Origin of the sequence: Komagataeibacter sp. FNDCR2 (assembly GCF_021295395.1) — a bacterium.
Lineage (GTDB): Bacteria > Pseudomonadota > Alphaproteobacteria > Acetobacterales > Acetobacteraceae > Komagataeibacter.
Genome location: NZ_JAIWOU010000001.1, coordinates 1,539,593 through 1,566,117, shown reverse-complemented (window position 1 = coordinate 1,566,117; position 26,525 = coordinate 1,539,593). Strand labels below are relative to the sequence as shown.

Here is a 26,525-nt window from a genome sequence, read left to right as displayed (position 1 = left end):
GCCGGCGTACCACGTGACACCGTTCCGAGCAGCGAGCCGATATGACGAAATCACTTTCTGAAATCTATACCAGCCTGCCTGAAGCCCAGGACCCGGGTGCCGCCACGCCGGATGCGGTGGCGCAGGCCGATTTTAACGCCCGCCACTGGTCCAGCCCCGTGCCCGGCCCGCTCAAGCCCGGATCGGCGGAGCATAAAAAGGCGGTTGCGGACATGTTCCGCGACACCTTCAACCCCTACAAGCCCTCGGTCATCGAATGGCCGAAGCTGGATCCCGATACGCTCCGGCGCGTCACCTCCCTGCCGGTGTGGGACATCGCGGTGCAGACGGAAGGCAAGGCCCGGCTGCGCATGGCCGCCTATGCCCGCCTGGTCGAAGACCCCGACATGAAGGACGCCCTCTCACGCAATGCATGGGAGGAGAACCGCCATAAGGAGGTTCTGGCCAACATGGTCGCAGCCTACGGCATCCCGCTGGCGTCCGAACCACCGTACATCGAACCGCGCGATGTGGAATGGGCCTACATGGTCACCGGCTTTTCGGAATGCGTGGACAGCTTCTTCGCCTTCGGCCTGTTCGCCATCGCCCGGAAATCCGCTTTCTTCCCGCCCGCGCTGATCGAGACGTTCGAGCCGGTCATGCAGGAAGAATGCCGTCACATCCTGCTGTTCGCCAACTGGCTGGCCTGGTACCGCGCGACCCTGCCGCTGTGGCGTCGCCCGTGGTTCGAGATGCGGGTGCTGGGCGTATGGATGTTCCTGCTTTATGAGCGCATCGGCATGGTCACGACCTTCGATGCGGACGGGAACAAGCACCAGCAGGACAACAACTTCACCGTGAATGGCACCAAGGACGTCGCCAATGTCGATGTTCCCCTGCGTGACATGCTCGACATGTGCCTGATCGAGAACGAGCGCCGTTTCGCCGGGTACGACGCGCGCCTGCTGCGGCCCAAGCTTGCGCCCAACCTCGCGCGTTTCCTGCGCTTCTTCCTCAAGCGCACGCCCAACTCCGCCATGCTGGAAAGCCAGCCCGGCGCGGCCTGACCATCGTCCCCCTCATCCCCCCTGTGGTGGGGGATGAGGGGCATCGTTCCTAGCCCAGCGTGGGCGAGACGGGACCGGCCCCGAAATCGAGCTGGCCCAGATAGGCGACGCGGGTGGCGGGGATGATATCGCCAATCCGCCCGCCCTCGATGCGGGCGTAGCCGTAAACCTTGCTCTCTTCCTCGTCCGACCCGATGGCGAGCCCGGCGAACTGGTTGCCCGCGTCGTCCTTGAGCTGCCAGATGTCGCCCCGCACGACCGCGTCATATTTATAGCGAAAGCCCGGCACGATCTTGACCAGCAACGGCGGCATGACTTCCGTCACGTCAATGGCGGTGCGCACGAATTCCGTGCAGTCCTGATCCGGGGCGAAATAGCCGCGCATGCTCGATGTCATCAGGATCAGGCCGGGCCGGATCCCCTCGTTCGATACGAGGCGGCTGCGGATGACGAGTTTCTGGTCATCGCGCGAAATTTCCGAGGCCAGCATCACGGTCCCGACTTTTGCTGCCAGCAGGTCGGGCACCACGATCATCTGCGTCAGCGGAAGGGTGGCGAGCGTGGTCATCTCTCATTCTCCATCAAGACATCTACCGGGGCGGACTGGGCAGACTGTGCGCTCCGTTCGGTGTCATGACAACCGCATGCCGGGCATGATGTTCCATGGGGCCATGGCACCTGCGCGCCTGCCGCGTGGCAGGTCGGGCCGCATGGACCGGGGTGCTGCATGCGCAATGGCCCACGCCGCGCGGGCATGGGTGAGAAACCGGATGGTCAGATAGGGCGGTTTTTGCAACAATATGGCTGGTTCCGGATGTCGCGCGTTCTTCCCGGCCCTGGCGATCTGGTTTCGTGGAGTATAGGTGATCGGAATGAGCGTAATTTCTCCCATCGCGTCCCCCGCACCGACCCATTACAGCTGGGAGACCCGCTGGCTGCACTGGATCACGGCTGCGCTGGTGGTCGAGCAGTTTGTCGTGGGCCAGATCGGCTGGCATTTCATGGCGCGCACCGCGGCACTCCGGCCTTTCATGGTGGTGACGCATACATCGCTGGGGGTCTTGCTGGCCGCCGTGTTCATTACGCGCGTGGCCTGGGGGGTGACGGGGGGACGGGCGATCCGTTTCCCCGCCGTGACGGTTCAGGACCGGGCCGCGCGTGGCGTCCATCACCTGCTTTATGTGCTGCTGGCGGCCGAGATCGCGCTTGGCTACATGGCACGCTGGTCCAGCGGGCACCCCGTGATCGCCTTTGGCGTGCCCATCAATTCCCCGTTTCCTGCCATGACGCATGAAACACACCACTTTTTTTCGTGGCTCCATCACTGGGGTGCGTGGATGCTGTTCTGGGTGGCGCTGTTTCATGCCTGCGCCGGGTTTTACCATCTTCTGTTCTGTCGTGATCAGGTTTTTCAGCGCATGTTACCGTAAGGGTGGACGATATACCTATTGAGTATTGTAACCGGAAACCGCGAATGGACCGGCGAGGGACGGTGTGTTATAAAGTATAGAGTAGGAATACAAACCTATAATAGGTAATTTATCCCGTCCTGTCAGTCATATAGGCAGGGTCATTTGCATATTCACATAATTGGGATTGAGCGCGGGGATATATAGAAAACATACATGTATGTTTTCTGTTGCATCTCATTTAGGTGTTTATTATTGTTGGTTTAATATCAGCCAACGCAAATAATCCGCTGATCAACTTATTGGAACGCCCCTGCTGTGCGCGGTTGATGCCAGATGTTTTTTCCGCATTCCTGCATGTGGAGCCAGTTATATACCTGTGTTCTGTCAGTAATCGGATGGTATTGATCGTTCAAAATGGAATCTATGAGCAATCCTGTCTATGAACTGAAGGTCTACAGCCCCTTCCTTTTGATCGGTGCATTTATTGTCTGTATAACGGGCGCGTGGGTGACCATGCGGCTGGTTGCCCGTATATCCGAAACGCATGGCGGCCAGCGTGTCGGGTGGTACCTGATGGCGGCCGTGGCCGGCTCCACCTTTGTCTGGTGCACACATTTCGCCAGCATGCTGGCCTATCATTCCAGCGCGGCGGGGCATCTCGCCCCGATCAGGACCGCGCTATCGCTGCTGGTTATTTTTGTGGCCATACCCTGCGCGGTGGCGGCGGCCATCAGGCTGTGCGGACGTGGCGGCTGCCTGATCGGGGGGGCGATCCTGGGGCTGGGCATCGCGGGCATGCATTACACCGGCATGGAGGCCTACCGGCTGGATGCGCCGGTGGCGTGGAACATGCCGCTCGTGGCGCTGTCCATCCTGATCGGGGTCGGGCTGTCCGCCGTGGCGCTGAAGCTGGCGCTGCAACCCGGCACCCTGCGGCGCGAGATTGAAATGACGCTGGCGATGTCCGGCGCGGTGGCGGGGCTGCATTTTACCGGCATGGCGGCCATGCATGTCGTCATGCGGCCCTCCATGGCCATGATGCACGACAACCAGCAGTTCCAGATGATCGGCTTCGCGGTGCTGGGCGGTTCGCTGCTGACCATCATTACCGGCATCGCCAGCTATATCATTGATGGCAGCCTGCGCCGGGAATCATATGGTGAACTGCATCGCATGGCGATGTCGGACGCGCTGACCGGACTGCCCAACCGCATAAGCTTCAACGAGCGGCTGGCCGAGGAAGTGTCCCGGACCGACCAGAACGACAGGCCCTTCGCCATCATCGGCATCGATCTCAACAAGTTCAAGGAGATCAACGATACCCGTGGCCATGCCGCGGGCGATACCGTTCTGGTCACCCTGGCGGAACGGTTCCGCGCGCTGCTGGGGGAGGGGGAGTTCGTCGCCCGTCTGGGGGGGATGAATTCGTCGCCCTCCACCGCATGGTGGATGACAGCGAACTGCATGGTTTTGTCGCGCGTATCCAGCAGGCATTGAACCAGCCCATCCCGATTGCCGACTATATGGTCACGAGCGGGGGCAGCATCGGCGTGGCGGTTTACCCCATTGATGCGACAGACAGCGAAACCCTGATCTCGCGTGCCGACATGGCGATGTACCGCGCCAAGAACGACCTGCACCAGACCGTATGGTTTTACGAAAGCTCGCTCGACCAGAACATACGTGAACGCCGCGCGTTGGGCGACGATCTGAAACAGGCCATGGCGACGCGCCAGCTTTCCCTGCACTATCAGGTCCAGACCGTGGTCGCGACCGGCGAGGTCTCGGGTTACGAGGCGCTTCTGCGGTGGGACCATCCCACCCGTGGCCATGTTCCCCCACTGGAAATCCTTGACCTGGCCGATGAGAACGGCCTGATCATCCAGCTTGGCGAATGGGTGCTGGAGCAGGCCTGCCGGACGGCCGCCGGGTGGGAAGGCAATATCTGCGTCGCGGTCAACATGTCGGCCTCGCAGTTTCTCGAACCCGGCTTTGCCGGGACCGTGAAGGCGGTTCTTGCGCGCACGGGGCTGCCGGCCAGCCGCCTTGTCATCGAGATCACGGAGGAAACCGTGCAGCGCGACCGGGTGCGCGCGCTGGGCATGGCGCAGAAGGTGCATGCCCTTGGCGTCCGTTTCGCGCTGGACCAGTTTGGCGGGAAGGGGTCCGTCCTCTCCGCATTGTGTGATTTCCCGTTTGACAAGATCAAGCTTGACCGTCTGGTCATGCAGCAGGTCGCGACCGACCCGAAAGTGGCGGAACTGGTCCGTGCCGTGACAATCGCCGGTCATGTCCTGCATATGTCGGTTCTGGTTCAGGGAATCGAAACGGGCGACCAGTTGGCCCTGGCCTATTCCGAAGGGTGCGATGAAGGGCAGGGTTACCTGATCGGCCCCCCCGGCAATGGCATCGTGGCCCTGGCGGCCCGTCCCGTGGGTGCGGCGGACTCCCCGCGCGGCCTTGCCGGGCAGAAAAGCCGCCGATTTTATTCTTCCGCCTATTTTGTTCCGCGATTTGAGAGCTCTGGAATCCTATGAAGCAGTATGAGGACGCGACCACGCCGCCCGAAACACCCAGGAGGAAGGACAGAAAGCGCGCAGGCCGGGAACTGGGGATGACGGCGGATGTCAGCCTTGAACTGCTTGAGCAGGCCACTGATGGCGTTGTGATCATCAATGAGCGTAACGAGGTGGTTTTCTTCAATCCGGCGGCGGAAAAGCTGTGGGGCTATACCGAAAGCGAAGTGCTGGGCGAGAATGTCAACCGCCTTGTGCCCTCGGTCTATCGCCATGAGCATGACAGCTATATCGACAGGAACCGCGAGACCGGCAAGGACCGGATTGTCGGCACATCGCGCGAGGTGACCTTCGAGAACAAGGCCGGAGACCACATTTCGGGCGAAATGTCGATCTCGACCGCCGTGCTGGGGCCGGATAAGAAACGCTACTACATGGCCATCATGAAGGGCGTGACCGAGGAAAGCCACCGCCGCAAGCTGCACGACCTGCAGAATACGGTGTTCGAAGCCATTTCGAACGACATGGTGATCCCGGATGTGGCCGATCTGGTCTGCCGTGAGGTGGAAAGCTTCGTACCGAACACGGTGGCGGTCATCATCCTGCTGGGTGATAACAACCGCCTGCGCATCCTGTCGGGTCCGGGCCTGCCGCGCCATTACGCCACGGCCCTTGAGAATGTGGTGCTGAGCGAGGATGATCTTGCCACCATCGCCCGCGATCCGCTGGCGGTGGGGCGCATCGTGTGGGACAGCTACAGTTCGCTTGGCATTTCGCTGGGTCTGCATAACTGCTGGGCTTCGGCCATCAAGTCACGCAATGGCCGGATATCGGGCATTTTCGCCCTCTATTCACGCAATCAGTACCAACTGAGCGACTGGCCACAGAAGATCGTGACCGGCTCCGTCTCGTTCTGCGGCGTGGTGATCGAGAATTATGAGGCGCAACAGCATATCTCGCAGCTCGCGAATTATGATTCGCTGACCGGGTTCCTCAACCGTTCCGCCGTTCACAAGGTCATCAGGTCGATGATCGACCTGCCGGGGGATAATAATTTCGCGATCTTCATGGTCGATATCGACCGCTTCCGCGATATTAACGACACATTGGGCCACATGAACGGCGATGCCTTTCTCAAGGCCATTGCCCAGCGGCTCAAGACCCTGTCGCGCTCCAATTATATCCTCAGCCGCTCGGGGGCGGACGAATTCGTCATCGTGCTGCCCGACACCAATGAGGCGCGCGCCGTGATCTTCGCGGACCGTCTGATCAAGGGCATGCAGGAGCCGGTCGAGATCGCGGGGAACCTGCTGGTTGTATCGCTGGGCATCGGGATCAGCATCTTCCCTGAAAACGGTCCTGATGGTCAGTCCCTGCTCAGTCATGCCGAAAGCGCCATGCGCCGGTGCAAGAAGGCGGGGCGCGGGGGGTACTGCGTCTCCAGCACGGCGGATAACCGTGCGGCGGAAGACCGGCTCCTGCTGGGGTCGGCCCTGCGTGATTCGCTGGCGCGGGGGCTTTTGAACCTGCATTACCAGCCGCAGGTCGATATCCGGACCAATAAGCTGTACGGGGCGGAGGCCCTGTCGCGGTGGAACCATCCCACGCTGGGCAACATCTATCCCTCCCGCTTCATTGCCGTGGCGGAGGATACCGGGCAGATCGAGACCATCGGCGCGTGGTCGCTGGAGGAAGCGGTCAGCCAGATCGTCCGGTGGGACGGGGAAGGGCTGTATGTTCCCGCCGTGTCGGTCAACCTGTCGGCGGTCCATTTCTGCAACCGGGATCTGCCGGTCCTGATCGAGCGTATCCTGCGCGAGCACGGCGTCGAGCCCAGGCGCCTGACCGTTGAAATAACGGAAAGCGTCATGATGGGCGAGAACGAGGAAACGATGAAAGGACTGGCCGCGATCCGCAGTCTGGGCGTTGGCCTGTCGATGGATGATTTCGGTACGGGCTATTCATCACTGTCGCGCCTGACGCGCCTGCCGCTGACCGAAATCAAGATTGACCGCAGCTTCATCATGAATCTGGAACAGGATGCCAATGCTCAGGCGGTGACCACCGCCGTCATCGGCATTGGCAACCGGCTGAACATGACGGTCGTGACCGAGGGGGTCGAGACGGAGGAGCAGCTCAAGCTGCTTCAGGGCCTGAACTGCGACGTGGCGCAGGGTTATCTGTTCGCCCGGCCAATGACACCCCAGGACATGCTGGCCTGGTCGCGCCAGCCACACCCCTGGCGTCCCGACCCGCTGCCTACGTCCCAACCCTAAGACATTTCTTCAGCATAATCCATTGATAGGTAACGGAAGTTTTTGGGTGCCGCCTTTTTTCAAAAAGGTGGCATTCCTCAAAGCTTTCTGAAACAGGATGTTTCACGGGCCTCAGCGGTTTGCATGGCAGGGGGCGCATGCCCTACATCGGGGGAAAGATGTGTGGGGCGTCGCTCTGGCCCGGCACGACATTTCCTGCTCCTGCTCCCGTCAGGTGATGGTGGGCGGGTGTATGGCCACAGGATGATCCCATGACCTTACCCGTTTTTGATCTTTGTCTGAAAAATGGCAGTGTTGTCCTGCCCGACGCCACGGTCGTAACCGATGTGTATGTGTGCGACGGCCGTATCGCCCGTATTGGCGGGCAGGGCGATGCCGGCAGGGTCATTGACTGTACTGGTCTGACCATCCTGCCCGGCGTGATCGATACGCAGGTCCATTTCCGTGAGCCGGGCCTGACCGGGGCGGAGGATCTGGCCACCGGCAGCATGGCCGCCGTGATGGGCGGGGTGACCGCCGTGTTCGAGATGCCCAATACCCGCCCCGCCACCGACTGCCCGGAAGCCGTGCTGGACAAGCTGGAGCGCGCGCGCGGGCGGATGTGGTGCGACCATGCCTTCTATGTCGGCGCGACAACGGACAATGCCGATCGGTGCGGTGAGCTGGAAATGCTGCCGGGTACGGCGGGGATCAAGATCTTCATGGGGTCATCCACCGGCAACCTGCTGGTATCGGACGATTCGATGCTGGAGCGCGTGCTGCGCTCGGGCCGCCGCCGTGTCGCCATCCATGCCGAGGATGAGACCCGGCTGCAGGAACGCCTTTCCGAACGGCGGGCGGATGATCCATCCAGCCATCCCGTATGGCGCGATGACGAGACGGCCCTGCGTGCCACGCAGCGCATCGTGCATCTGGCGCGGCGTACGGGGCGGCGCATTCATGTACTGCATGTCACCACCCCGGTGGAGATGGAATTCCTGGCGGCGCATAAGGATATCGCCAGTTGCGAGGTCACGCCCCAGCACCTGACGCTGGCGGGGGAAGAAGCCTATGCAGGGCTTGGCACGCTGGCGCAGATGAACCCGCCGATTCGCGGCCGTAAATGGCGGGACGGGCTCTGGTACTGGATGGGGCAGGGGGTGCCCGACATCATCGGGTCCGACCATGCGCCCCATACGCTGGAAGCCAAGCAGCGCGCCTATCCCGCCTCGCCGTCCGGCATGCCGGGCGTGCAGACGCTCCTGCCGCTGATGCTCGACCATGTGGCCCATGGGCGGCTGTCGCTGCGCCGGGTGGTGGACATGACATCCGCCGGGCCGCAGCGCCTGTTCGGGCTGGTGGGCAAGGGACGTATTGCCGTGGGGTATGATGCCGATTTCTCGGTGGTGGATCTGGCTGCCCGCTGGACGGTCCAGCAGGAATGGCTGGCGTCCAAGTGCGGCTGGTCGCCTTTTGTGGGGCGCGAACTGACGGGTCGCCCCATCGGCACGATTATCCGTGGCAATGTCGCCATGTGGGAAAACGAACTTGCCCCCACGGCACAGGGCGCGCCCCTGCGTTTTGAGGCAACAGATCGCCCGCAGGGTACCTGAGCTTCCCAAAACCAATAAAAGTCCTTGGGCGTCGCCTTTTTCCAAAAAGGCGGCGTTCCCTGAAGCTTTTTGAAAAAAGCTTCACCAAAAACTTCTTTACGGTTCGCAGAACGGTCCGTTCCGATATAGGAAGCGAACTTCTGTCTAGGCTTGTTTTTTCAAGGAAATTAATGGTGCCCAAGGGCGGGATCGAACCACCGACACTGCGATTTTCAGTCGCATGCTCTACCAACTGAGCTACTTGGGCACCGGGCCGTTACCCGGCAGGTCACGACAGTCTGGCCGCCGTGACGATGGACAAGCGTTTAACCCACCTCATCGTCGGGATCAACCCGTCTTGTGTATTTTTCATCCGTGTCAGGGGAAATCTCTGCCGAGGGTACGCGGTACTGCCCGGAGAACCAGCGGCCCAGATCAACATCGGCGCAGCGTCGCGAACAGAACGGCCGGTAGCGCGCCTGCGCGGGCTGGCCGCAGATGGGGCAGGGCGGAAGGGCGGATGGTTCAGTCATGGTCAAATCTCCAGCCATTGGCGGGCAGGGTCTGATCCGTAACAGGCTGGAGCATGCGGCCGGTCAGGCGCGTGAAATCCTCCATCCAGGCGGGATGGTCCTGCAAGAGCTGCATGATACCATAACCACACCCCAGCCTGACAGGCTGGCCGCTGGACGGCATGCCACGGTCGGCCTGCATCCGCACCCGCAGGGCGCGCAGCAGCCGGCCCTCGCGGGCGTGCAGGAGTTCATGCAGCGGCGGATGCACGCGCGGCCGCACGATTTCGGCCAGGCCCAGCGCCGTAAACCCCAGGAAGCGTGGCCGCAGCGGATCATGCGCCAATGCGGCCCCGAACGTCTCTCCCAGCGCCTTGCGCTTGCGGATGGCCAGACCGGCGACATCCACGATAATCGCGCCGGACAGGTTGCGCAGCCGCAACTGGTGCAGGAGATCCGGCAGGGCGTCGCGGTTGGCGGCGAACTGGGCGGTCTGTTTGGGGCGCCTGTCCGCGCTGGTGGCCCCGCCATCCATGTCGATCGCCACCAGCGCCGGGGTGGGGGTGATGCTGGCCGACATGCCGCCGGGCAACGCCACGACGGGGTCTTCCAGCGCATCGGCCTGTGCGCGTAATTCACTGTCAAACGCGGAAGTGGCGCGTGTGATCCGGGGGTGCAGGGTAGCCGGTATCAGGGTGGCGACATGCGCGTCGTCAATCACGATGGGCGCATCGGGGTACTGGTGGGCAAGCCGTTCCAGCGGTGTCAGCCCGCGCCGCAGCAGCTTCGGTTCGGCCCCGCCCGGCAGGTTGGATGGCAGGTTGCGCGCACCCAGTCGCACGCCCTTGCCACCCTGCGCGCTGCGGGTGACGGTGACAAGAACGGCCTGCCCCTGTGTCAGGGGACCAAGCCCCTCGGAATCGGGCAGGAAACCCGCCTGTTCCTGCCCGGGCAGGGTGATGAAGGTGCCGCCAAGGGCGGGTACATGGGCGCTGACGGGCGCGCGGTAGATATCGCCCACCCCATCGGCCATGTCGGGCCGCCACAGGGCGAAGTCCAGCATCCGGCCATTGCCGGTCACGGCAATGCGGATCTCCCCCGGCCCGCTGCTGGCGCAGATGCGCGTGTTCAACGGAGCCAGTTCCCCTTCTGCCCACGCAGCATCTGGGCTGTCTCGAACAGGGGCAGGCCCACGATACCCGTGTAACTGCCCGACAGAAACCGTACGAAGGCCGCCGCATGCCCCTGTATGGCATAGCCGCCCGCCTTGTCGTGCCAGTCCCCGGCCGTGACCAGCGCCTCGATCTGCGCGGGTGTCAGGCGCGAGAACGTGACCGTGCTGGTGACCAGACGGTTGCCCGCACGCCCGTCCCGCCACGCAGCGGTCGGACGGATGGAGACAGCCGTATGGACGCTGTGCCGGCGGCCGGACAGCAGGTTGAGGCAGGCGCGCGCGGTCTGCGCATCCTCTGCCTTGGGCAGGATGCGCCGCCCGAGTGCGACAACCGTATCGGCGGCGATGACGAGTGCCGGAATATCAAGCGCCGCCGCCACGTGGTCCGCCTTTTCAGCAGCCAGACGCTGGGCGTACGGGCGGGGCAGTTCGTCGCGCCGGGGCGTTTCGTCAATATCGGCGGGGTATATCTGGTTCGGGACGAGCCCGATCTGGCGCAGGAGTTCCAGCCGCCGGGGGGAGGCCGAGGCAAGGACCATCTGTGCGCCCGCATCCACCCCGGCTGGGGTGGGGGTTCCGGTCATGACCGACAATGCGCGGCTTACTTGAAGCGGAAGGTGATGCGACCCTTTGTCAGGTCATAGGGCGTCATTTCCACATTCACGCGGTCCCCCGCAAGGACACGGATGCGGTTCTTGCGCATCTTGCCGCTGGTGTGGGCCAGAATGGTATGCTCATTATCCAGCGTGACGCGGAACATGGCGTTGGGCAGCAGTTCGGTTACCGTGCCACTGAATTCAATCATGTCTTCTTTAGACATCGTGTCCTTCGATCATTAGAATTGCCGTTTCGCCGCGGGCCCGCAGCGCAATACGGTTGGTTTATGTGGGGATGTGAACGGCGGTGGTCAAGTTCCATCATGCGCGCGGTCCAGCGCGGCAAGCCTTACGGCCACGCTCAGGGCATGCGCGTCAAGGCCTTCCGCCTGCGCCAGGCTTACGGCGGCGGGGCCGATTTCACGTAGCGACTCGGCCTGCGCCTCGATGAACGTGGTGCGCTTGATAAAGTCGAACACCGAAAGGCCGGATGAAAAACGTGCCGTGCGGCTGGTCGGCAGCACATGGTTGGGACCACCCACGTAATCGCCAATGGCCTCGGGGCAGTACCGCCCGACGAAGATGGCCCCGGCGTGACGCACCCGCTCGAAGACCGGCGCGGGCGCATCGACCATGAGTTCCAGATGTTCCGGCGCGATCTCGTTTACAAGATCCGCCGCTTCATCCAGGTTCCGTACGGTAATGATCGCCCCGTGCGCATCCCAGCTTGTGCGGGCGATCTGCGCGCGCGGCAGGGTCTCGAGTTCGAGCGCTACGGCGCGCGCCACCTTTTCCGCCATGCCGGCATCGGGCGTGAGCAGGATGGACTGCGCCATGGGGTCGTGTTCCGCCTGCGCCAGCAGGTCGAGTGCGATGGCGCGCGGGTCGTTATTGCCATCCGCCACCACAACCACTTCGGAAGGGCCGGCGATGGAGTCGATTCCCACCGTGCCGAAGACCTGACGCTTCGCCTCGGCCACATAGGCGTTGCCCGGCCCCACCACGCGGTCCACCGGGGCGATGGTGGCGGTGCCGTAGGCCATCGCACCCACGGCCTGCGCGCCGCCCACGCGGTAGATTTCGGTCACGCCCGCGCGCCGCGCCGCCGCCAGCACCAGCGGGTTGAGCGTGCCATCGGGCGTGGGCACGCACATGGCGATGCGCCCTACGCCCGCGACATGGGCGGGAATGGCGTTCATCAGCACGGAGGAGGGATAGGCCGCCTTGCCGCCGGGCACGTAAAGCCCGACCGAATCCAGCGCCGTCCAGCGCATGCCAAGCGTGACCCCGGCCGCGTCGGTATAGCGCAGGGAGTCGGGCATCTGCGCCTTGTGAAACGACTCGATACGGGTCGCCGCCAGTTCAAGGGCCGCCAGCAGCTCGGTCGATACGCTGGCGCAGGCGGCGGCGACTTCATCGGGCGTGATGCGCAGGTCCGCGGGTGTCACGTCCATGCGGTCGAAGCGGCGGGTGAACTCGCACAGCGCCTCATCGCCCCGCGCGCGCACGGCGGCCAGGATTTCAGCCACGGGGGCATCCACGCTGGCGGTGTCACTGTCGCGTTCGGCCAGCAGGCCCCTGAATTGCGTGCGGAAATCAGGCTGCGTGGTATCGAGGCGCTTCATGCCTTCTGGTCCTTGGCTTGCGCCGGGCGGGAGGCCAGCGCCGTACGAAAACGGTTAATAAGGGCGGTGATACGCTCGGGCTGGGTTTTCAGCGCCGTGCGGTTCACGATCAGGCGGCTGGTGACATGGGCGATGACGTGGGTTTCCTCCAGCCCGTTGGCGCGCAGGGTGGATCCCGTATCGACCAGATCGACAATCAGGTGCGAGAGATCCAGCACCGGGGCCAGTTCCATCGCGCCATGCAGGTGGACGATGCTGGCGTTGATGCCGCGCGCCGCGAAATGCCGCCGCGTGAGGGAGGGATACTTCGTCGCCACCCGCACCTGCGACAGGCGGTTGGGATTATCCTCCCGCCCGCTCCTGTCACGGGGCTGGGCGATGGAAATGCGGCAGCCGCCAATGCCCAGGTCAAGCGGGGCATAGATTTCGGGATAGTCGAATTCCATCAGCACATCGGCGCCGCATATGCCGACCTGCGCGCCGCCAAAGGCGACGAAGGTCGCGACATCGAACGAGCGCACGCGCACCACGTCGACACCGGGGTCATTGGTTTCGAAACGCAGCAGGCGGCTTTTCTCGTCGTTGAAATCCGGGCCGGGCACAATGCCCGCCGTATGCAGAAGCGGCGCCGCGGCTTTGAGGATACGGCCCTTGGGCAGGGCCAGTACCAGCGGGCTATCCGTTTCCGGAACGGGGGACTGGGCCGGTGACAGGACGGTCAATGCATTCTCCGACATGAGAGCGGGCGCACCCCGGCGGGCAGGGCGCTTTTTCGTGACATGCGCGCATACCACATTCAGCCATCATGCAGGAAGGGCGCTTTTCTCATGCCGTGGCGGCGACTAGCCGGCCACCCGTTCGATATGCGCGCCACACTGGGCCAGTTTGCGCTCCACCGCCTCATACCCGCGGTCAAGGTGGTAGACCCGGCTCAGGATCGTCTCGCCATGGGCGGCAAGCCCCGCCAGAATGAGCGAGAACGAGGCCCGCAGGTCCGTCGCCATGACCGGCGCGCCGGACAGGGAATGGACCCCCCGGATAATGGCGGACGAGCCATGCACGTTGATGCGCGCACCCATGCGGTTGAGTTCGGGCACATGCATGAACCGGTTTTCGAAAATGGTTTCGGTCACCATGGACGCCCCTTCCGCTACCGACAGCAGCGCCATGAACTGGGCCTGCATGTCGGTCGGGAAGCCCGGATAGGGCTCGGTCATGATATCGACCCCGCGCAGCGCCCCGGTGCGCTGGACACGGATGGCCCCGTCTTCCTGCACCATTTCCACGCCCGCTTCCTCGAGCGCGCGCACCACCGCGCCCAGATGCTCGATCTGGCCACCGACAAGGCGCAGCTCCCCCCCGGTAATGGCGGCGGCGCAGGCATAGGTGCCGCATTCGATCCGGTCGGGCATGACGCGGTAGCGCGCGCCATGCAGTTCCTCCACGCCATCAATGACCAGCTTGCCGCTGCCCACGCCGGTAATGCGCGCGCCCATGGCGTTGAGGCAGCCCACCAGGTCGCCAATTTCCGGCTCGCGCGCGGCGTTGACGATTTCGGTCCGCCCCTTGGCCAGGCAGGCGGCCATGAGCAGGTTTTCCGTGGCCCCGACCGAGGCGAAGGGCAGGATCACCCGCTCCCCCTTCAGCCCATCGGGGGCGGAGGCGTGGATATAGCCGTTTTCCAGCGTGATCCGGGCCCCCAGCGTTTCCAGCGCCTTGAGGTGCAGGTCAACGGGGCGGGTGCCGATGGCGCAGCCGCCGGGCAGTGACACGCGCGCCACCCCGCAGCGCGCCAGAAGCGGGCCGAGCACGAGAATCGAGGCCCGCATCTTCGATACGATGTCGTACGGCGCTTCCGTGTTGGTGATGCTGCCGCCCACCGCGATGGTGCCGCTGTCCCCGTTCACGTCCTCCACCGTCAGGCCGTGCTGTTCGAGCAGCCTGCGCATGGTGCGGATGTCGGCAATGCGGGGCACGTTGTCCAGCACGAGCCGTTCGGACGTGAGCAGTCCGGCGACCAGCAGCTTGAGGGCCGAATTCTTCGCCCCCCCGATAATGATGTCGCCGCGCAGCGGGTGCCCGCCGTGAATGATGAAACGGTCCATGCCTTGTATTCCCTGCCCTTACATGCGCGGCGGGGCGACGCCGACCTGCCCCATGTATTTGCCCTTGCGGTCGGCGTAGCTGGTCTCACACGGGGATGCGCCCTGCAGGAACAGGAACTGGCAGATCCCCTCATTGGCGTAGATGCGCGCGGGCAGCGGGGTGGTGTTGCTGATCTCGATCGTGACCTGGCCTTCCCATTCCGGCTCCAGCGGGGTCACGTTCACGATAATGCCGCAGCGCGCATAGGTTGACTTGCCCAGGCAGATGACCAGCGTGTCGCGCGGTATGCGGAAATATTCGACCGTATGCGCCAGCACGAAGCTGTGCGGCGGGATGGTGCAGCAGTCCCCCCGGCGGGTCACGAAGCTGTTTTCGGCAAAGTTCTTGGGGTCCACGACCGCGTTGTCCACGTCGGTGAAAATCTTGAACTCGCTCGCCACGCGCGCGTCGTACCCGTAGGACGACAGGCCGAAGGAGATGACCCCGCTACGGTTCTGCTTCTCCACGAAGGGTTCGATCATGCCATGTTCCGTGGCCATGCGACGAATCCACGTATCAGGCATTATTGGCATGGTGTCCCTTCCTTCGGCATTGCGGGCGCGCGGGCGGAAAAGCCGCCAGCCGCTGCGCGACCACTAGCGAAGTGACCAGCCGACCGCAACCGGCAATCACCTTTCGTTGCCGGATATGTCACTCTCCGCCGGTTGGTCCGTGTCGGTGTCCGGGGTGCTGCGCGCGCGGCTTTGCTGCTTGCGGCGGCGCAGGTTGGCGCGCAGGGCCGCGGCTTCACGCTCAAGGCGCTCACGACGGGCGGCCTCGGCCCGGTCGGTCAGGCGGGGGGGATCGGGCCGTTCGGTCATCGGTCGTGTTTCTTGGGGCTGGAAGGGGTGCCCGCCCCCCTTGATCATGGGAATGGGGGCGGGCGGGACGGTCCGGGGTGTCAGGCCGGGGTTTTCTCGGGCTCGGGCGCGGGCTTCACGTCCTGCGGGCAGCCGCAGCGGACCAGCAGTTCACGCAGTTCGCGCACGATGGGGAAGATTTCCACATTGCGGTCATGGCCGACTTCGTTCCACGCGGCCTGCTCCATTTCCACAATGTCCTTGTCCTCAAGGAAAATGCGGTTGGTGAACCAGCCCAGCACGGGCCAGATCACGTCGATCAGCAGCGGGGTCTTCGGGCGCAGGACGGACAGCAGGCCGAAGGACTGGGTGACGCGCTGGTCCTTGTCCACCGGCACGTAGGCCGCCCACAGATCCATGATCAGGTCACCGTCCTTGTCGGTGATGCGCAGGGTCTGGTACGGATATTCGGTGCGGATGGTCACGACTTCCTCGACGGGCTGTTCGCGGCCATTGAGATCCTTGTGCTTGCCAAAGATCAGCCGTTCGGCCAGCGGCTGCTGGCCGCCGCTGCGCATGAAGCTGTAGCGGGCCTCGATAAAGTCGTCACCGCGGTCCTGCCCCAGGAAGCGGGCCTTGATCTGGCCCATCTGGCGGCGGTGCAGGAACTGATGGTTCATGTCCATCAGGTTCTCGTGCATGAAGGTGTAGTGGCAGTTCACGCGCGGGCTGAAGCGCCGGGTCTTGAAGGCGGGGTTGTCCGTCTGGGCCAGCTTGGGGAACGGTACGGTGCGGGCCTTTTCCGGGTCGCCGGGGAAGACGAAGATCAGGCCGCCAGCCTCACGCACCGGGTAGGAGCGCACGCCGTTGGGCAGCTTGCCCTTGCCCAGATAGGGCACGTCGATGCAGCGGCCCGACCGGCCGAAGGCCCAGCCATGGTAGCAGCAGCGCACGGTCTGGCCGTTCACGATGCCCTGGCTCAGCGGCACCTGCCGGTGGGGGCAGCGGTCATACAGGGCGAAGATGCCCCCTTCCTCGGGGCGGACCAGGGCAATGGGAATGCCGGCGAAGCTGACGGCTACGGTCTTGCCCTTGGGCACGTCGGAAGACCATGCGACCGGATACCAGAAATCCGGATTGGAGTTGACCCGGCGCAGGTCGGGCTGGCGGGCCTCCGTTGCGGTGTCTGCCAGGGCGGGGGAAATCTGGTTCATGCGGTGCAGTCCCGAAGTGTTCGCGTTGAAACGGCAGGCAGCGGGCAGAACCCGTATGCCAGAAATGAACGTGCGCAATGGGTGGCGAATTCCAGCGGTGTTGTCGACTGTAAAACCACGCGTTGCATAAGGCCCATGCTTAATGCAGGAGGCTCGTGCGGGGTTTTCGGGCAGCTATGAGACAGATCAAGGAAATCCGTTTGCGGGCATGGCACAATCGTTATCCGGCCTTGGGCTATCCTGCCTGTGGCAGCATTTCGCCATCCCCGCTTTCGTCCGCGCCCGTGGCATGGAGGAAACTGTCCGCCAGATGGGTGTGCAGCAGTTCATCATAAACCGCGAGGGTCGCATGCTGCATTGCCTGCGTGGAATAATGCGTGCGTACGTTCTCGCGCGCGTGCCACGCCAGCATGGCCCGCTGGTCCGCTGTCATGGCCATGACATGATGGAGGCACGCCGCAAGCGCCCCGACATCATCGGGGGGGAAGGCGAAGCCGGTCACGCCATCTTCCACCGTTTCCAGCGCCGCGCCATGGCCCGCCACGATAACCGGGCAGCCCATGGCCTGCGCCTCCACCACCACGCGCCCGAAGGGTTCGGGCCTGCGCGAGGGCACGACAACCATGTCCGCCAGCATCAGGGCGGCGGGCATGTCCGCGCAGTGCCCGGCAAAACGCAGGTGGGCGGCGATGGCGTGCCGCCGCGCCAGGCTGACCAGTTCGCTGCCCTGTTTCGCATTGGCTTCGCCCACGAAGACACAGACCCAGTCGGTGGGAAAACCGCCCGCCCGGTGCAGATGGGCCAGTGCCTCGACCAGCAGCGCATGGCCCTTCCATGCCGTAACCCGCGCGGGCAGCATGATGACGGTGGCGCCATCGGGAATGTTCCACTGGTCATGCAGGGCCTGCACGCGGTTGCCGCGCACGCCGTGCGGGTCGAAGCGCGCCATGTCCGCCCCGCGCGGGATCAGGCGCAGCCGGTCGGGGCCGACGTGGTATTCATCGCGCAGGCGGCCCGCGATGTAGTCGCTTATCGCGATCACCCGCGCGCCCGAGGCCAGCACGCTGTTATAATGCCGCTTGCCCGGCAAATTGGCCGCATGGACGCCATGCCACGTGGTGACAAGGGGAATGCCGACCCGCCTGCATGCCAGCGACGCCGCCCATGCGGGCGCGCGCGAACGCGCATGGACCAGATTGACATTGAACTGCCGCATGACCTGGCGCAGGCGGCCCGCGTTACGCATGATGGAGATGGGGTTCTTGGCGCCCAGTTCCATCTCGACCGGGATGGCGCCGATATATTTCAGCCGCGCGACCAGCCGCCCGCCCGCGCTGGCGACAATGGCCGTGCCCCCCGCCTGTACGACGGCCTGCGCTATTTCCAGCGTGCCCTGTTCAATTCCACCGGATTCGAGCGCGGGCAGGGCCTGAAGGATAACGGGTCGGTCGGTAACGGTTTGCATCACCCTTCACCATATCACGAACGCAATGGAACTGCACGGCCATGCGACGAATAGGGGGTTTTCCCTTGACCTTGGGGCTGGGCGGCCCGACGAATGGGCCGATGAAAGCCTTCGCCTGCCTGCCTGTCCGCCGTTTTGTCCTGCCGGGAACCGCCCTGGCGCGGCGTGCTTTTCCGGCCATTGAACCGGGCCGGTGGACACGCCCGGCGCGACCGGCGGTGGCGGGGGGATGCGTGCTGCTGGTGGCGGCGCTGGCCGGTGGGCGGGCCGGGGCCGCGTCCATGGCCCAGCCCGCGCTTGCGCCCGTCCCGCTCCAGTCCGCGCCCGCGCCGGAGGACTGGAGCCTGCCGCATTGTACCGCCACCCTGCCCGATGACCCCGATGGCGCCCGTGATTATGCCGCCGACTGGCACAATCATGGCGGCGGGCTGGAAGCGGAACAGTGCGACGCCATGGCGCGGATGGAACTGGGGGATGTGGCCAGCGCCGCCACCGAGCTGGACCGCCTGGCCCATATGGCCGACTGGCCCGCGGGGGACACGACGGGCGCGCGGACCACGGGCACGGATAACCGGGCCTGGCTCCCGCGCCGCGCCGCGCTGGCCGAACAGGCCGCCCGCGCATGGCAGGCGGATGACAGCCCGAAACAGGCGCTGGACAGCGCGACCTACGGCCTGACGCTGGCGCCGGGCAGCCCCACGCTGCGGCTGGTCTATGCGCGCGTCGCGGTGGAGCTGGACCAGCCCGCCCGCGCCATCGCCACGCTCACGCCGTTGCCCGACGCCCCGGCGGAACGTGACGAGGCGCTGGTGACGCGGGCGAGCGCATGGCGCAGGCTGGGCCGCATTGATCTGGGCATGGCGGATATCAACGCGGCGCTGAAGGATGCGCCCCATAACGGGGCCGCGTTGCTGGAGCGGGGGATCCTGTACATGCGGCGCGGCGAGATGGAAGCCGCCCGCGCCGACTGGCAGGACGTGGTGACGCTGGCGCCGGATTCGGATGAGGCCGACCTGGCGCGGCAGGATCTTTCCCTGCTGGAAACCGACCCCGAGGCGCCCTGACCCCATGGCCCGTATTCTCGTGATCCGTCTCGGCGCGTTAGGCGACTTCGTGCAGTCCTTCGCGCCCTTCGCCGCCATCCGCGCCCACCATGCCCATGACGAGGTGGACCTGCTGACCCGGCGCCCCTTCGCCGGGCTGGGGGAACACGCGCCATGGTTCGATCATGTGCGGATCGATTCCCGGCCACGCTGGCATGACCTGCCCGCCATGATGGCGCTGCGGCGTTGCCTGCGGTCATATGATTTTATCTACGACCTCCAGACCTCGCGCCGCAGTACCCGCTACTTCCACCTGTCAGGCATGAAGGCGTGGTCGGGAATCGGGCGCGGCGCGCAGGCGCGGCATGACAGCCCGCAGCGCCGGTCAATGCATAACAGCAGCCGCCAGCGCGACCAGTTGCGCCATGCGGGACTCGGGGCGGGGCTGCCGGTGCCAGACCTGTCGTGGCTGGCCGGGGGCGGCCCGGTGCTGGATGGCCCCTATGGCGTGCTGGTGCCCGGCGCGTCACTGCGCCATCCGGCCAAGCGCTGGCCGGTGGAACGCTACGGGGCGCTTGCCGTACGCATGCACGCGCGCGGGCTCCGTCCGGTTATCGTGGGCGGGGCGGAGGAAAGCCCCCTTGCCGGTGTCATCCGCCAGTCCTGCCCCGATGCGCTTGACCTGACAGGCCGGACTTCCCTGCTGGAACTGGGCGGCGTGATCGCGCGCGCCGCCTGCGTGGTGGGCAATGATACGGGGCCGATGCATATGGCCGCCGCCCTGGGCGTGCCGTCCACCGTGCTGTTCTGCGCGGTCGGCAACCCGGCACTCAACGCCCCGGTGGGGCGGTATGTGGGGCAGGTACGGGTCATTTATGTGCAGGATCTGGCGACTCTGCGCGTGGACAGGGTTGCGGCAATGCTCCCGTAACGCCATTACAGCGCAATATCTTCTTACCGGAGCAATGAACCATGCCTGCCATCACCCTGCCTGACGGATCCGTTCGCCGCTTTGACGGGCCGGTGACGGGCACTACGGTGGCGCAGTCCATCGGGGCCGGTCTGGCCCGCGCAGCCCTTGCGATGGAGGTGGACGGCCATCTTATGGATATCGGTCGGGCCATCGACCATGACGCCAGCCTCCGCTTCATCACGCGCAAGGATCCGCAGGCGCTGGAAATGATCCGCCACGACGCCGCCCATGTGCTGGCCGAGGCCGTGCAGTCGCTGTGGCCGGGCACGCAGGTCACGATCGGCCCGTCCATTGAAAACGGGTTCTATTACGATTTCTATCGGAACGAGCCGTTCACGCCGGAAGATTTCGCCGCCATCGAGGAGCGGATGCGCGAGATCGTAGCCGCCGACACGCCCTTCGTGCGCGAGACCTGGCCCCGCGCGCAGGCCATCGCGTTTTTCGAGGAACGTGGCGAACGCTTCAAGGCGGAACTGATCCGCGACCTGCCGGAAGACGAGGAAATTTCCATCTACCGTCAGGGCGAATGGCTGGATCTGTGTCGGGGGCCGCACCTGCGCGGCACGGCGGATGTGGGCACCGCCTTCAAGCTCATGAAGGTGGCCGGGGCCTACTGGCGCGGTGACCATCGCAACCCCATGCTGACGCGCATCTACGGCACGGCATGGCGCGATCGCAAGGAACTTGAGGCGCACCTGCACCAGCTTGAGGAAGCCGAGCGCCGCGACCACCGCCGCATCGGCCGCGAGATGGACCTGTTCCATATCCAGGAGGAAGCCGTGGGCCAGATTTTCTGGCACCCCAAGGGCTGGCGGCTGTACTCGGTGCTGCAGGATTACATGCGCCGCGCGCAGAACGGCAACGGCTACCAGGAAGTGCGCACCCCCCAGCTTGTGGACCGTGGGCTGTGGGAAGCCTCCGGCCACTGGGACAAATACCGCGAGCACATGTTCATCGCCACCGTCGAGGACGAGGACAAGACCCTCGCGCTGAAGCCGATGAACTGCCCGTGCCATGTGCAGATCTTCCGCCATGGCCTGCGCTCCTACCGTGAACTGCCGCTGCGCATGGCGGAATTCGGCGCCTGCCACCGTTATGAACCCTCCGGCGCGCTGCATGGCATCATGCGCGTGCGCGGCTTCACGCAGGATGACGCCCACATCTTCTGCACCGAGGACCAGATCGCGGATGAAACGGCGCGTTTCGTGCGCATGCTGTCCGATGTGTACCAGGATCTCGGCTTCGAGCATTTCCGTGTGAAGTTTGCCGACCGCCCCGAACAGCGCGCGGGCGATGACGCGACATGGGACCGCGCGGAAAACGCGCTGAAAGTCGCGTGCGACATGGCGGGCGTAAGCTACGAGCACAATCCGGGGGAGGGCGCGTTCTATGGCCCCAAGCTTGAATTCGTGCTGCGCGACGCCATTGGCCGTGACTGGCAGTGCGGCACGTTGCAGGTCGATTACGTGCTGCCCGAACGGCTGGACGCCTCCTATGTGGGTGAAGACAGCGCGCGCCACCGGCCCGTCATGCTGCATCGCGCGATTCTGGGCTCGTTCGAGCGGTTCCTCGGCATCCTGATCGAACAGCATGCGGGCCGCTTCCCGCTCTGGCTGGCGCCCACGCAGGTAGTCGTGGCTTCGATCGTGACCGACGCGGCCGATTACGCCCGGCACGTGGCGGACAGCCTGCGCGCCGCAGGCCTGGTGGTCGAGGCCGACCTGCGCAACGAGAAGATCAACGCCAAGATTCGCGAACACAGCCTTGCCCGCGTGCCGGTCATTCTGGTCGTGGGCCGCAAGGAGGCGGAGGAAAATACCGTCGCCATGCGCCGCCTGGGCGGCAAGGCGCAGGAGGTCCTTCCGATGGAGGAGGCGGTGTCCGCCCTTGCATATGAGGCGCTGCCACCCGATATCCGCCGCATGCGTGGCTGAAGCGCCCCGTGGCGTAATGGCACCGTGCCGCGAGCGCATGGCTGTTTTCGCGGGGCGGAGCAAGACAGTACTTGATCTGTGGCGTGTGTTTGCGTCACATATCTTTCCATAATGTAAGGCCGTTCCATGCTCGCGGCGCGTCCGGCTGGCTCCAGCCACCGGCGCACAGGCGGGCGGGCGGCCTTGCCTGCCGTTTGAATGAAACAGTTACAGGAGCTGACCATAGCCAGACCCCCCATGCCCACTCCGCCGAATCGAGAGGGCCCCCGTGTCAATGAAGAGATTCGCGTACCCCAGGTACGTCTGATCGACGAAGCGGGCGAGATGCTCGGCATCATGTCCACCCGTGATGCGCTGGCGCGCGCTTATGCCGTCGGTCTTGACCTGCTGGAAATCAGCCCGAACGCCGAGCCGCCGGTGGCCAAGGTGCTTGATTACGGGAAGTTCAAATACGAACAGCAGAAGAAGCGCAACGAAGCGCGCAAGAAGCAGAAAGTCATTGAAATCAAGGAAGTCAAGGTTCGCCCGAACATTGATGAAAATGACTATCAGGTTAAAATGCGCGCGATGAAAAGCTTCATTGGCGAGGGCGACAAGGTGAAGGTGACCCTTCGCTTCCGTGGCCGTGAAATGGCGCATCAGGATCTGGGCGTGAAGGTTCTGGAGCGTATCCGCGCGGAAATGGACGAGCTGGCCAAGGTTGAGCATATGCCCAAGCTTGAAAACCGTCAGATGATCATGGTGCTGGCGCCGCGCTGAGGTGTCCCGCTCCTGTCATCAGGTTTGAAAAAAGGCCCGGAGATGATCTCTTCCGGGCCTTTTTCATATCTCGACCGGCAGTGCTCAGGGTTTGAGAAGCAGGGTGCCATGGGCGGTGGCGGTCACATCTTCCATGCCCGCCGGGGCGGATGGCGCCATGCTGTCGGCGCTGGCGCGGGCCATCATCATCATGGGCATGGGGTGCGGTGTATTCTGGTCTTCCAGCACGACGGACATGATGACCGAAACTTTCCGCTTGAGCGTGGTGGCCGCCGCCTGCGCGCGCTGCTGCATGTCCTGCAGGGCAAGGGATTCGGCCTGACGGGTCAGTTCCGCCCGCCGCGCGCGCGACAGGGACCAGTCCAGTTGTGTCAGGGCAAGGTTTTCGGCCTGCAACTGCCCGATCAGCGGCAGCAGGATTTTGCCGTCCTGCGCGGTCAGGCGAATGGTCTGGCGGGCGACCCAGCCCGGTTTGCGGTTCTGGCGGGGGTCGCCATCATCATGCCGGACGAAATACGACTCGGCATTGACGTTCAACCCGTCCACATGGGCGGTGGTCGCCATGGCCTTCGCGATCAGGGCATTGACCTGCGCCTGTGCCGCCGCCGCCGTGTCGGCCCGGGATTCGGCGAAGAACGAGGCGGTCAGTTCATCAGGCCGGGCCTGCACGGTGCCGGACGCGATCAGGTCAAGCGTGGTTTCATCGGGGGTGGCGTTATCGGCCGCGGGTGTCTGCGCCATCACCGCCGCCGGGCACAGGGCCGCCGCGAGTACGAGTGCTGGCAGGGCGCGGCGTGCGGATGGGCGAAAGTATCTGGTCATCATGAATGTGTCGTTTCCTTCAATTCGACCAGCGCGCGGCGGAGCCGGACGATTCCCGAGCGGATGCGTCCCTCCCGGCACATGCCTTCGCCCTGCATGCGCAGGCTGTCCACATCCTGCGGCAGGGCAGGCCCATACGCGTCGATAATGTTCAGGAGCCGGTTACAGTAGGCCCGCGTGTCGCTGGTGATGATGACAGGCTTGTCCGCTCCGTCCCGTGCGGCCATCACGCGGGCCATGTCCCCTGGTTCCACCGGAACGGGTGAGGCCCCGCACAGGCAGAAGCCCATCACGACGATGGCTGGCGTCACGGCGGAGTGCATGTTCATGGCGTTACTCTACGCTACTGTTCATGTCGTGCTGATGGGAGAAAGGTGACGTTTGCGTCATGCCAGATATGTGCTGGCCGGATGGAAAATCATCTTCCCCCGCCGCCAGCGCGCACGCCGCTACGGGCAGGGATATGGAAACCGTGAGCCCGGGGTTGTGGGCGGACAGATGCATCCGCCCCCCATGCAGTTGCACGATGGCGCGCACCATGGCCAGACCCAGCCCGGCGCCGGGCGTATGGCGGGCCTTTTCGGCGCGGAAGAAGCGTTCCGTCGCCCGCGCCATGTCGGCTTCGCTCATGCCGATTCCCTCGTCGCTGACCGACAGGTCCAGCATCCCTTCGCCCGTTGGCCCGCTTGTGCGGCCGGGGGAAAGTTCGCGTATCTGCGCGCGCAGGTGGACCGTGCCACCGGGTGGCGAGAACTTTATGGCGTTGTCGAGCATGTTGGCGACCGCCTGCTGCACCAGTGAGCGATCACCATAAAAGGACAGGTGCGCGGGCAGGTCGAGCGCAAGGGCGATGTCATGCTCATCCGCCACGGCTTCGTACAGGTCGGCTACATCGCGCAGGACCGGCACGAGGTCGAATGTCATGAACGCGGAGCGACGCGCGCCCGCCTCGATCTGGGCGATGCGCAGCAGGGCCTCGAACACGGCTGTCACGTTATCCAGATTACCGACCGCGCGCTCGATCGCGCCGCGCAGTTCATCCGCCGTGGTGGCGTGAAGGGCCGCGTCCTCAAGCTGCGTGCGCGCCCGCGCGATGGGGGTGCGCAGGTCATGGGCAATGGAATTGGAGACCTGCCGCACCCCGTCCATCAGGCGTACGATGCGGTCCAGCATCTCGTTGATGGCTTCGGCCACCTGGTCCATCTCGTCGCCATTGCCCACCAGCGGCATGCGCCGGCTCAGGTCGCCATGCGCGATGGCGGAGGTGGTGCGCGCGACCGTCTTGACCATGCGGCGGAAGATGCCATGCACCAGCACCGCCCCGCTCACCGCCAGCAGCGAGACCATGACCCACGCCCAGAGCAGCGAGTCGGTCAGCAGGTGGCGCAGCACCCCGCGTGAGCGGACATCGCGGCCGACGAGCAGGCGGTAGCCGCTGTCAAGCTGGCCCGCCGTATGGGTCTGCGCGGTGCCGGGCAGGCGGTAGCCATGCAGTTCCGCCATGCCGCGCAGGCCCGCGCGCGTATCGGGCAGGGTGTACCACCGGTCGGTGTACTGCACGCGCCCGGGCCATGCGGAGACATTGCCGGTCAGGTAATTCCCCTGCGGATCGACGACGAGGTAGATCGCATCGTCATCGAGGTTCTGTTCCAGCCGGTCCTCGATCGTGAGCGCCAGCGTGGGCAGCCCGCCCATGACCCAGCGTTCGGCCAGGGCGCGGGCATCGGCGTTGATGGCGGTTTCGACCTGACGGTCCAGAAAGCCGATCGTGCCCCACCACATGAACGACATGAACAGGACCGAGGACAGGGCGAACAGCATGCCGTAAGCCAGCGAGAAACGCAGGCTGGCCGACCGCCATGCCCGCCAGCGCGAACGGCGGGGGGTGGGGGGGGCGAAATCGCTCACCATCGCGTTCGCGACCGGCAGGCCCCGCGCGGCCTATTCGGCACGCAGCATGTACCCGGCATTGCGGATAGTGTGGATGAGCGGCGTGTCGAACGGCTTGTCCACCTTCTGGCGCAGGCGCGAGACATGCACGTCGATCACGTTGGTCTGCGGGTCGAAATGGTAGTCCCACACGCCTTCCAGCAGCATGGTGCGGGTCACGACCTGCCCCGCGTGGCGGGTCAGGTATTCCAGCAGGCGGAATTCCCGTGGCTGGAGGTCGATCTTGCGTCCCGCGCGGCGCACCGTGCGCGAGAGCAGGTCAATCTCCAGGTCGGCCAGTTCCAGCTTGGTCTGCGGCGCCGCCTCGGTCCGGCCTCGGCGGCCCAGGGCTTCCACCCGCGCCAGCAACTCACTGAAGGCGAAGGGCTTGGTGACGTAATCATCCCCCCCGGCCTTGAGGCCCTGCACCCGGTCATCCACATCCGCCAGCGCCGAAAGCAGCAGCACCGGGGTGGCATTGTTCTGCGCGCGGATGGTCTCGAGCAGGCGCACGCCATCGATACCCCCCGGCAGCATGCGGTCGAGTATGATCAGGTCGAACTTCTCGCTCACGGCCATGAACAGGCCGTCCTTGCCGTTATCGGTCAGTTCGACCAGGTGTCCCGCTTCCTTCAGGCCCTTGGCCACGAAGTTGCGGACGGTGGGGTCGTCTTCGACTACAAGAATATGCACGTTGCCTCACGTCGTTTCTG

At 64.6% G+C, this 26,525-nt stretch carries 25 protein-coding genes, 1 tRNA gene and 1 pseudogene; 10 read left to right on the top strand and 17 right to left on the bottom strand.

Features of this window, described 5'->3' with window-relative positions; translation table 11 throughout:
- Positions 1-41 precede the first annotated feature (41 nt).
- Entirely contained in the window at positions 42-1,046 is a 1,005-nt protein-coding gene (locus tag LDL28_RS07435) for a ferritin-like domain-containing protein (RefSeq protein ID WP_233057977.1), read from the top strand.
- A 49-nt stretch (positions 1,047-1,095) separates the two neighbouring features.
- Here the strand turns inward: LDL28_RS07435 and LDL28_RS07430 are convergent, their stop codons facing one another.
- Positions 1,096-1,614: a hypothetical protein gene (locus LDL28_RS07430; RefSeq protein WP_233057976.1), complete on the bottom strand. Its 519-nt coding sequence runs from the start codon at positions 1,612-1,614 to the stop codon at positions 1,096-1,098.
- Between the two features lie 304 nt (positions 1,615-1,918).
- Here LDL28_RS07430 and LDL28_RS07425 point away from each other — a divergent pair, with 304 nt between their 5' ends.
- From LDL28_RS07425 to LDL28_RS07405, 5 genes and pseudogenes are all read left to right on the top strand, one after another.
- Positions 1,919-2,476 (top strand): cytochrome b, encoded by a 558-nt coding sequence (locus LDL28_RS07425; protein ID WP_233057975.1) that lies wholly within the window; start codon positions 1,919-1,921, stop codon positions 2,474-2,476.
- 396 nt (positions 2,477-2,872) lie between these two features.
- Positions 2,873-4,032, top strand: a pseudogene (locus LDL28_RS07420) (diguanylate cyclase domain-containing protein); the annotation flags it as partial.
- Between the two features lie 33 nt (positions 4,033-4,065).
- Positions 4,066-4,995: an EAL domain-containing protein gene (locus LDL28_RS07415; RefSeq protein WP_370636369.1), complete on the top strand. Its 930-nt coding sequence runs from the start codon at positions 4,066-4,068 to the stop codon at positions 4,993-4,995.
- Between the two features lie 77 nt (positions 4,996-5,072).
- A complete protein-coding gene (locus LDL28_RS07410; RefSeq protein ID WP_233059226.1) occupies positions 5,073-7,250 on the top strand; it encodes an EAL domain-containing protein in 2,178 nt (725 codons plus the stop codon).
- A gap of 251 nt (positions 7,251-7,501) precedes the next feature.
- A complete protein-coding gene (locus LDL28_RS07405) occupies positions 7,502-8,842 on the top strand; it encodes a dihydroorotase (protein ID WP_233057972.1) in 1,341 nt (446 codons plus the stop codon).
- 171 nt (positions 8,843-9,013) lie between these two features.
- Here the strand turns inward: LDL28_RS07405 and LDL28_RS07400 are convergent.
- The 12 genes from LDL28_RS07400 to LDL28_RS07345 all read right to left on the bottom strand — a co-directional run bounded on the left by LDL28_RS07400 (position 9,014) and on the right by LDL28_RS07345 (position 18,352).
- A tRNA-Phe gene (locus LDL28_RS07400) sits at positions 9,014-9,089 on the bottom strand.
- A 58-nt stretch (positions 9,090-9,147) separates the two neighbouring features.
- Positions 9,148-9,354 carry a DNA gyrase inhibitor YacG gene (locus LDL28_RS07395; RefSeq protein ID WP_233057971.1) on the bottom strand — a complete coding sequence of 69 codons (207 nt, stop codon included), beginning with the start codon at positions 9,352-9,354 and terminating at the stop codon, positions 9,148-9,150.
- Entirely contained in the window at positions 9,347-10,465 is a 1,119-nt protein-coding gene (locus LDL28_RS07390) for a ribonuclease E/G (protein ID WP_233057970.1), read from the bottom strand. Before LDL28_RS07390 ends, LDL28_RS07395 begins: the two co-directional genes overlap by 8 nt.
- Entirely contained in the window at positions 10,462-11,091 is a 630-nt protein-coding gene (locus LDL28_RS07385) for a nucleoside triphosphate pyrophosphatase (RefSeq protein WP_233057969.1), read from the bottom strand. The genes LDL28_RS07390 and LDL28_RS07385 overlap by 4 nt, the downstream gene beginning before the upstream one ends.
- A gap of 17 nt (positions 11,092-11,108) precedes the next feature.
- Positions 11,109-11,327: a translation initiation factor IF-1 gene (gene infA / locus LDL28_RS07380; RefSeq protein WP_010508114.1), complete on the bottom strand. Its 219-nt coding sequence runs from the start codon at positions 11,325-11,327 to the stop codon at positions 11,109-11,111.
- An 87-nt stretch (positions 11,328-11,414) separates the two neighbouring features.
- Positions 11,415-12,728 (bottom strand): histidinol dehydrogenase, encoded by a 1,314-nt coding sequence (gene hisD / locus LDL28_RS07375; protein ID WP_233057968.1) that lies wholly within the window; start codon positions 12,726-12,728, stop codon positions 11,415-11,417.
- Complete coding sequence (gene hisG / locus LDL28_RS07370) at positions 12,725-13,522, bottom strand: ATP phosphoribosyltransferase (protein ID WP_370636271.1); 798 nt, start codon at positions 13,520-13,522, stop codon at positions 12,725-12,727. The genes hisD and hisG overlap by 4 nt, the downstream gene beginning before the upstream one ends.
- Before the next feature lie 48 nt (positions 13,523-13,570).
- Entirely contained in the window at positions 13,571-14,833 is a 1,263-nt protein-coding gene (murA, locus tag LDL28_RS07365) for a UDP-N-acetylglucosamine 1-carboxyvinyltransferase (RefSeq protein ID WP_233057966.1), read from the bottom strand.
- Positions 14,834-14,851: 18 nt separating this feature from the next.
- Positions 14,852-15,406: a dCTP deaminase gene (dcd, locus tag LDL28_RS07360; RefSeq protein WP_233057965.1), complete on the bottom strand. Its 555-nt coding sequence runs from the start codon at positions 15,404-15,406 to the stop codon at positions 14,852-14,854.
- A gap of 96 nt (positions 15,407-15,502) precedes the next feature.
- The gene (locus LDL28_RS07355; RefSeq protein ID WP_233057964.1) at positions 15,503-15,694 is read right to left on the bottom strand and encodes a hypothetical protein; all 192 of its coding nucleotides are present in this window, start codon (positions 15,692-15,694) and stop codon (positions 15,503-15,505) included.
- Between the two features lie 80 nt (positions 15,695-15,774).
- Complete coding sequence (locus LDL28_RS07350; RefSeq protein WP_233057963.1) at positions 15,775-16,887, bottom strand: aromatic ring-hydroxylating dioxygenase subunit alpha; 1,113 nt, start codon at positions 16,885-16,887, stop codon at positions 15,775-15,777.
- Between the two features lie 235 nt (positions 16,888-17,122).
- Complete coding sequence (locus tag LDL28_RS07345; protein WP_233057962.1) at positions 17,123-18,352, bottom strand: glycosyltransferase family 4 protein; 1,230 nt, start codon at positions 18,350-18,352, stop codon at positions 17,123-17,125.
- Between the two features lie 41 nt (positions 18,353-18,393).
- Between LDL28_RS07345 and LDL28_RS07340 the strand changes: the two genes are divergently transcribed.
- The 4 genes from LDL28_RS07340 (at position 18,394) to infC (ending at position 23,061) form a co-directional block, all read left to right on the top strand.
- Positions 18,394-19,416 carry a tetratricopeptide repeat protein gene (locus tag LDL28_RS07340; protein WP_233057961.1) on the top strand — a complete coding sequence of 341 codons (1,023 nt, stop codon included), beginning with the start codon at positions 18,394-18,396 and terminating at the stop codon, positions 19,414-19,416.
- Between the two features lie 4 nt (positions 19,417-19,420).
- On the top strand, positions 19,421-20,326 hold the full coding sequence (locus tag LDL28_RS07335) for a glycosyltransferase family 9 protein (protein ID WP_233057960.1): 906 nt from the start codon (positions 19,421-19,423) through the stop codon (positions 20,324-20,326).
- Between the two features lie 41 nt (positions 20,327-20,367).
- Positions 20,368-22,302: a threonine--tRNA ligase gene (gene thrS / locus LDL28_RS07330; RefSeq protein WP_233057959.1), complete on the top strand. Its 1,935-nt coding sequence runs from the start codon at positions 20,368-20,370 to the stop codon at positions 22,300-22,302.
- 237 nt (positions 22,303-22,539) lie between these two features.
- Positions 22,540-23,061 (top strand): translation initiation factor IF-3, encoded by a 522-nt coding sequence (gene infC, locus LDL28_RS07325; RefSeq protein WP_025812777.1) that lies wholly within the window; start codon positions 22,540-22,542, stop codon positions 23,059-23,061.
- An 84-nt stretch (positions 23,062-23,145) separates the two neighbouring features.
- On the opposite strand, the gene LDL28_RS07320 is transcribed toward infC, so the two are convergent.
- From LDL28_RS07320 to LDL28_RS07305, 4 genes are read right to left on the bottom strand one after another with little or no spacing between them, the layout of a single operon-like run.
- Positions 23,146-23,886: an SIMPL domain-containing protein gene (locus LDL28_RS07320; RefSeq protein WP_233057958.1), complete on the bottom strand. Its 741-nt coding sequence runs from the start codon at positions 23,884-23,886 to the stop codon at positions 23,146-23,148.
- Positions 23,883-24,212 (bottom strand): hypothetical protein, encoded by a 330-nt coding sequence (locus LDL28_RS07315; protein ID WP_233057957.1) that lies wholly within the window; start codon positions 24,210-24,212, stop codon positions 23,883-23,885. The genes LDL28_RS07320 and LDL28_RS07315 overlap by 4 nt, the downstream gene beginning before the upstream one ends.
- A 4-nt stretch (positions 24,213-24,216) precedes the next feature.
- Entirely contained in the window at positions 24,217-25,794 is a 1,578-nt protein-coding gene (locus tag LDL28_RS07310; protein ID WP_233057956.1) for a HAMP domain-containing sensor histidine kinase, read from the bottom strand.
- A 30-nt stretch (positions 25,795-25,824) separates the two neighbouring features.
- Positions 25,825-26,505: a response regulator transcription factor gene (locus LDL28_RS07305; RefSeq protein ID WP_183480954.1), complete on the bottom strand. Its 681-nt coding sequence runs from the start codon at positions 26,503-26,505 to the stop codon at positions 25,825-25,827.
- Positions 26,506-26,525: the final 20 nt, after the last annotated feature.

Excerpts from the sequence above, each read along its gene's own strand:
- LDL28_RS07435 (WP_233057977.1), top strand. The coding sequence starts at position 42 with ATGACGAAATCACTTTCTGAAATCTATACCAGCCTGCCTGAAGCCCAG.
- LDL28_RS07430 (WP_233057976.1), bottom strand. The coding sequence starts at position 1,614 with ATGACCACGCTCGCCACCCTTCCGCTGACGCAGATGATCGTGGTGCCC.
- LDL28_RS07425 (WP_233057975.1), top strand. The coding sequence starts at position 1,919 with ATGAGCGTAATTTCTCCCATCGCGTCCCCCGCACCGACCCATTACAGC.
- LDL28_RS07415 (WP_370636369.1), top strand. The coding sequence starts at position 4,066 with ATGGCGATGTACCGCGCCAAGAACGACCTGCACCAGACCGTATGGTTT.
- LDL28_RS07410 (WP_233059226.1), top strand. The coding sequence starts at position 5,073 with ATGACGGCGGATGTCAGCCTTGAACTGCTTGAGCAGGCCACTGATGGC.
- LDL28_RS07405 (WP_233057972.1), top strand. The coding sequence starts at position 7,502 with ATGACCTTACCCGTTTTTGATCTTTGTCTGAAAAATGGCAGTGTTGTC.
- LDL28_RS07395 (WP_233057971.1), bottom strand. The coding sequence starts at position 9,354 with ATGACTGAACCATCCGCCCTTCCGCCCTGCCCCATCTGCGGCCAGCCC.
- LDL28_RS07385 (WP_233057969.1), bottom strand. The coding sequence starts at position 11,091 with ATGACCGGAACCCCCACCCCAGCCGGGGTGGATGCGGGCGCACAGATG.
- infA (WP_010508114.1), bottom strand. The coding sequence starts at position 11,327 with ATGTCTAAAGAAGACATGATTGAATTCAGTGGCACGGTAACCGAACTG.
- hisD (WP_233057968.1), bottom strand. The coding sequence starts at position 12,728 with ATGAAGCGCCTCGATACCACGCAGCCTGATTTCCGCACGCAATTCAGG.
- murA (WP_233057966.1), bottom strand. The coding sequence starts at position 14,833 with ATGGACCGTTTCATCATTCACGGCGGGCACCCGCTGCGCGGCGACATC.
- dcd (WP_233057965.1), bottom strand. The coding sequence starts at position 15,406 with ATGCCAATAATGCCTGATACGTGGATTCGTCGCATGGCCACGGAACAT.
- LDL28_RS07355 (WP_233057964.1), bottom strand. The coding sequence starts at position 15,694 with ATGACCGAACGGCCCGATCCCCCCCGCCTGACCGACCGGGCCGAGGCC.
- LDL28_RS07350 (WP_233057963.1), bottom strand. The coding sequence starts at position 16,887 with ATGAACCAGATTTCCCCCGCCCTGGCAGACACCGCAACGGAGGCCCGC.
- LDL28_RS07345 (WP_233057962.1), bottom strand. The coding sequence starts at position 18,352 with ATGCAAACCGTTACCGACCGACCCGTTATCCTTCAGGCCCTGCCCGCG.
- LDL28_RS07340 (WP_233057961.1), top strand. The coding sequence starts at position 18,394 with ATGCGACGAATAGGGGGTTTTCCCTTGACCTTGGGGCTGGGCGGCCCG.
- LDL28_RS07335 (WP_233057960.1), top strand. The coding sequence starts at position 19,421 with ATGGCCCGTATTCTCGTGATCCGTCTCGGCGCGTTAGGCGACTTCGTG.
- thrS (WP_233057959.1), top strand. The coding sequence starts at position 20,368 with ATGCCTGCCATCACCCTGCCTGACGGATCCGTTCGCCGCTTTGACGGG.
- infC (WP_025812777.1), top strand. The coding sequence starts at position 22,540 with ATGCCCACTCCGCCGAATCGAGAGGGCCCCCGTGTCAATGAAGAGATT.
- LDL28_RS07320 (WP_233057958.1), bottom strand. The coding sequence starts at position 23,886 with ATGATGACCAGATACTTTCGCCCATCCGCACGCCGCGCCCTGCCAGCA.
- LDL28_RS07315 (WP_233057957.1), bottom strand. The coding sequence starts at position 24,212 with ATGAACATGCACTCCGCCGTGACGCCAGCCATCGTCGTGATGGGCTTC.
- LDL28_RS07310 (WP_233057956.1), bottom strand. The coding sequence starts at position 25,794 with ATGGTGAGCGATTTCGCCCCCCCCACCCCCCGCCGTTCGCGCTGGCGG.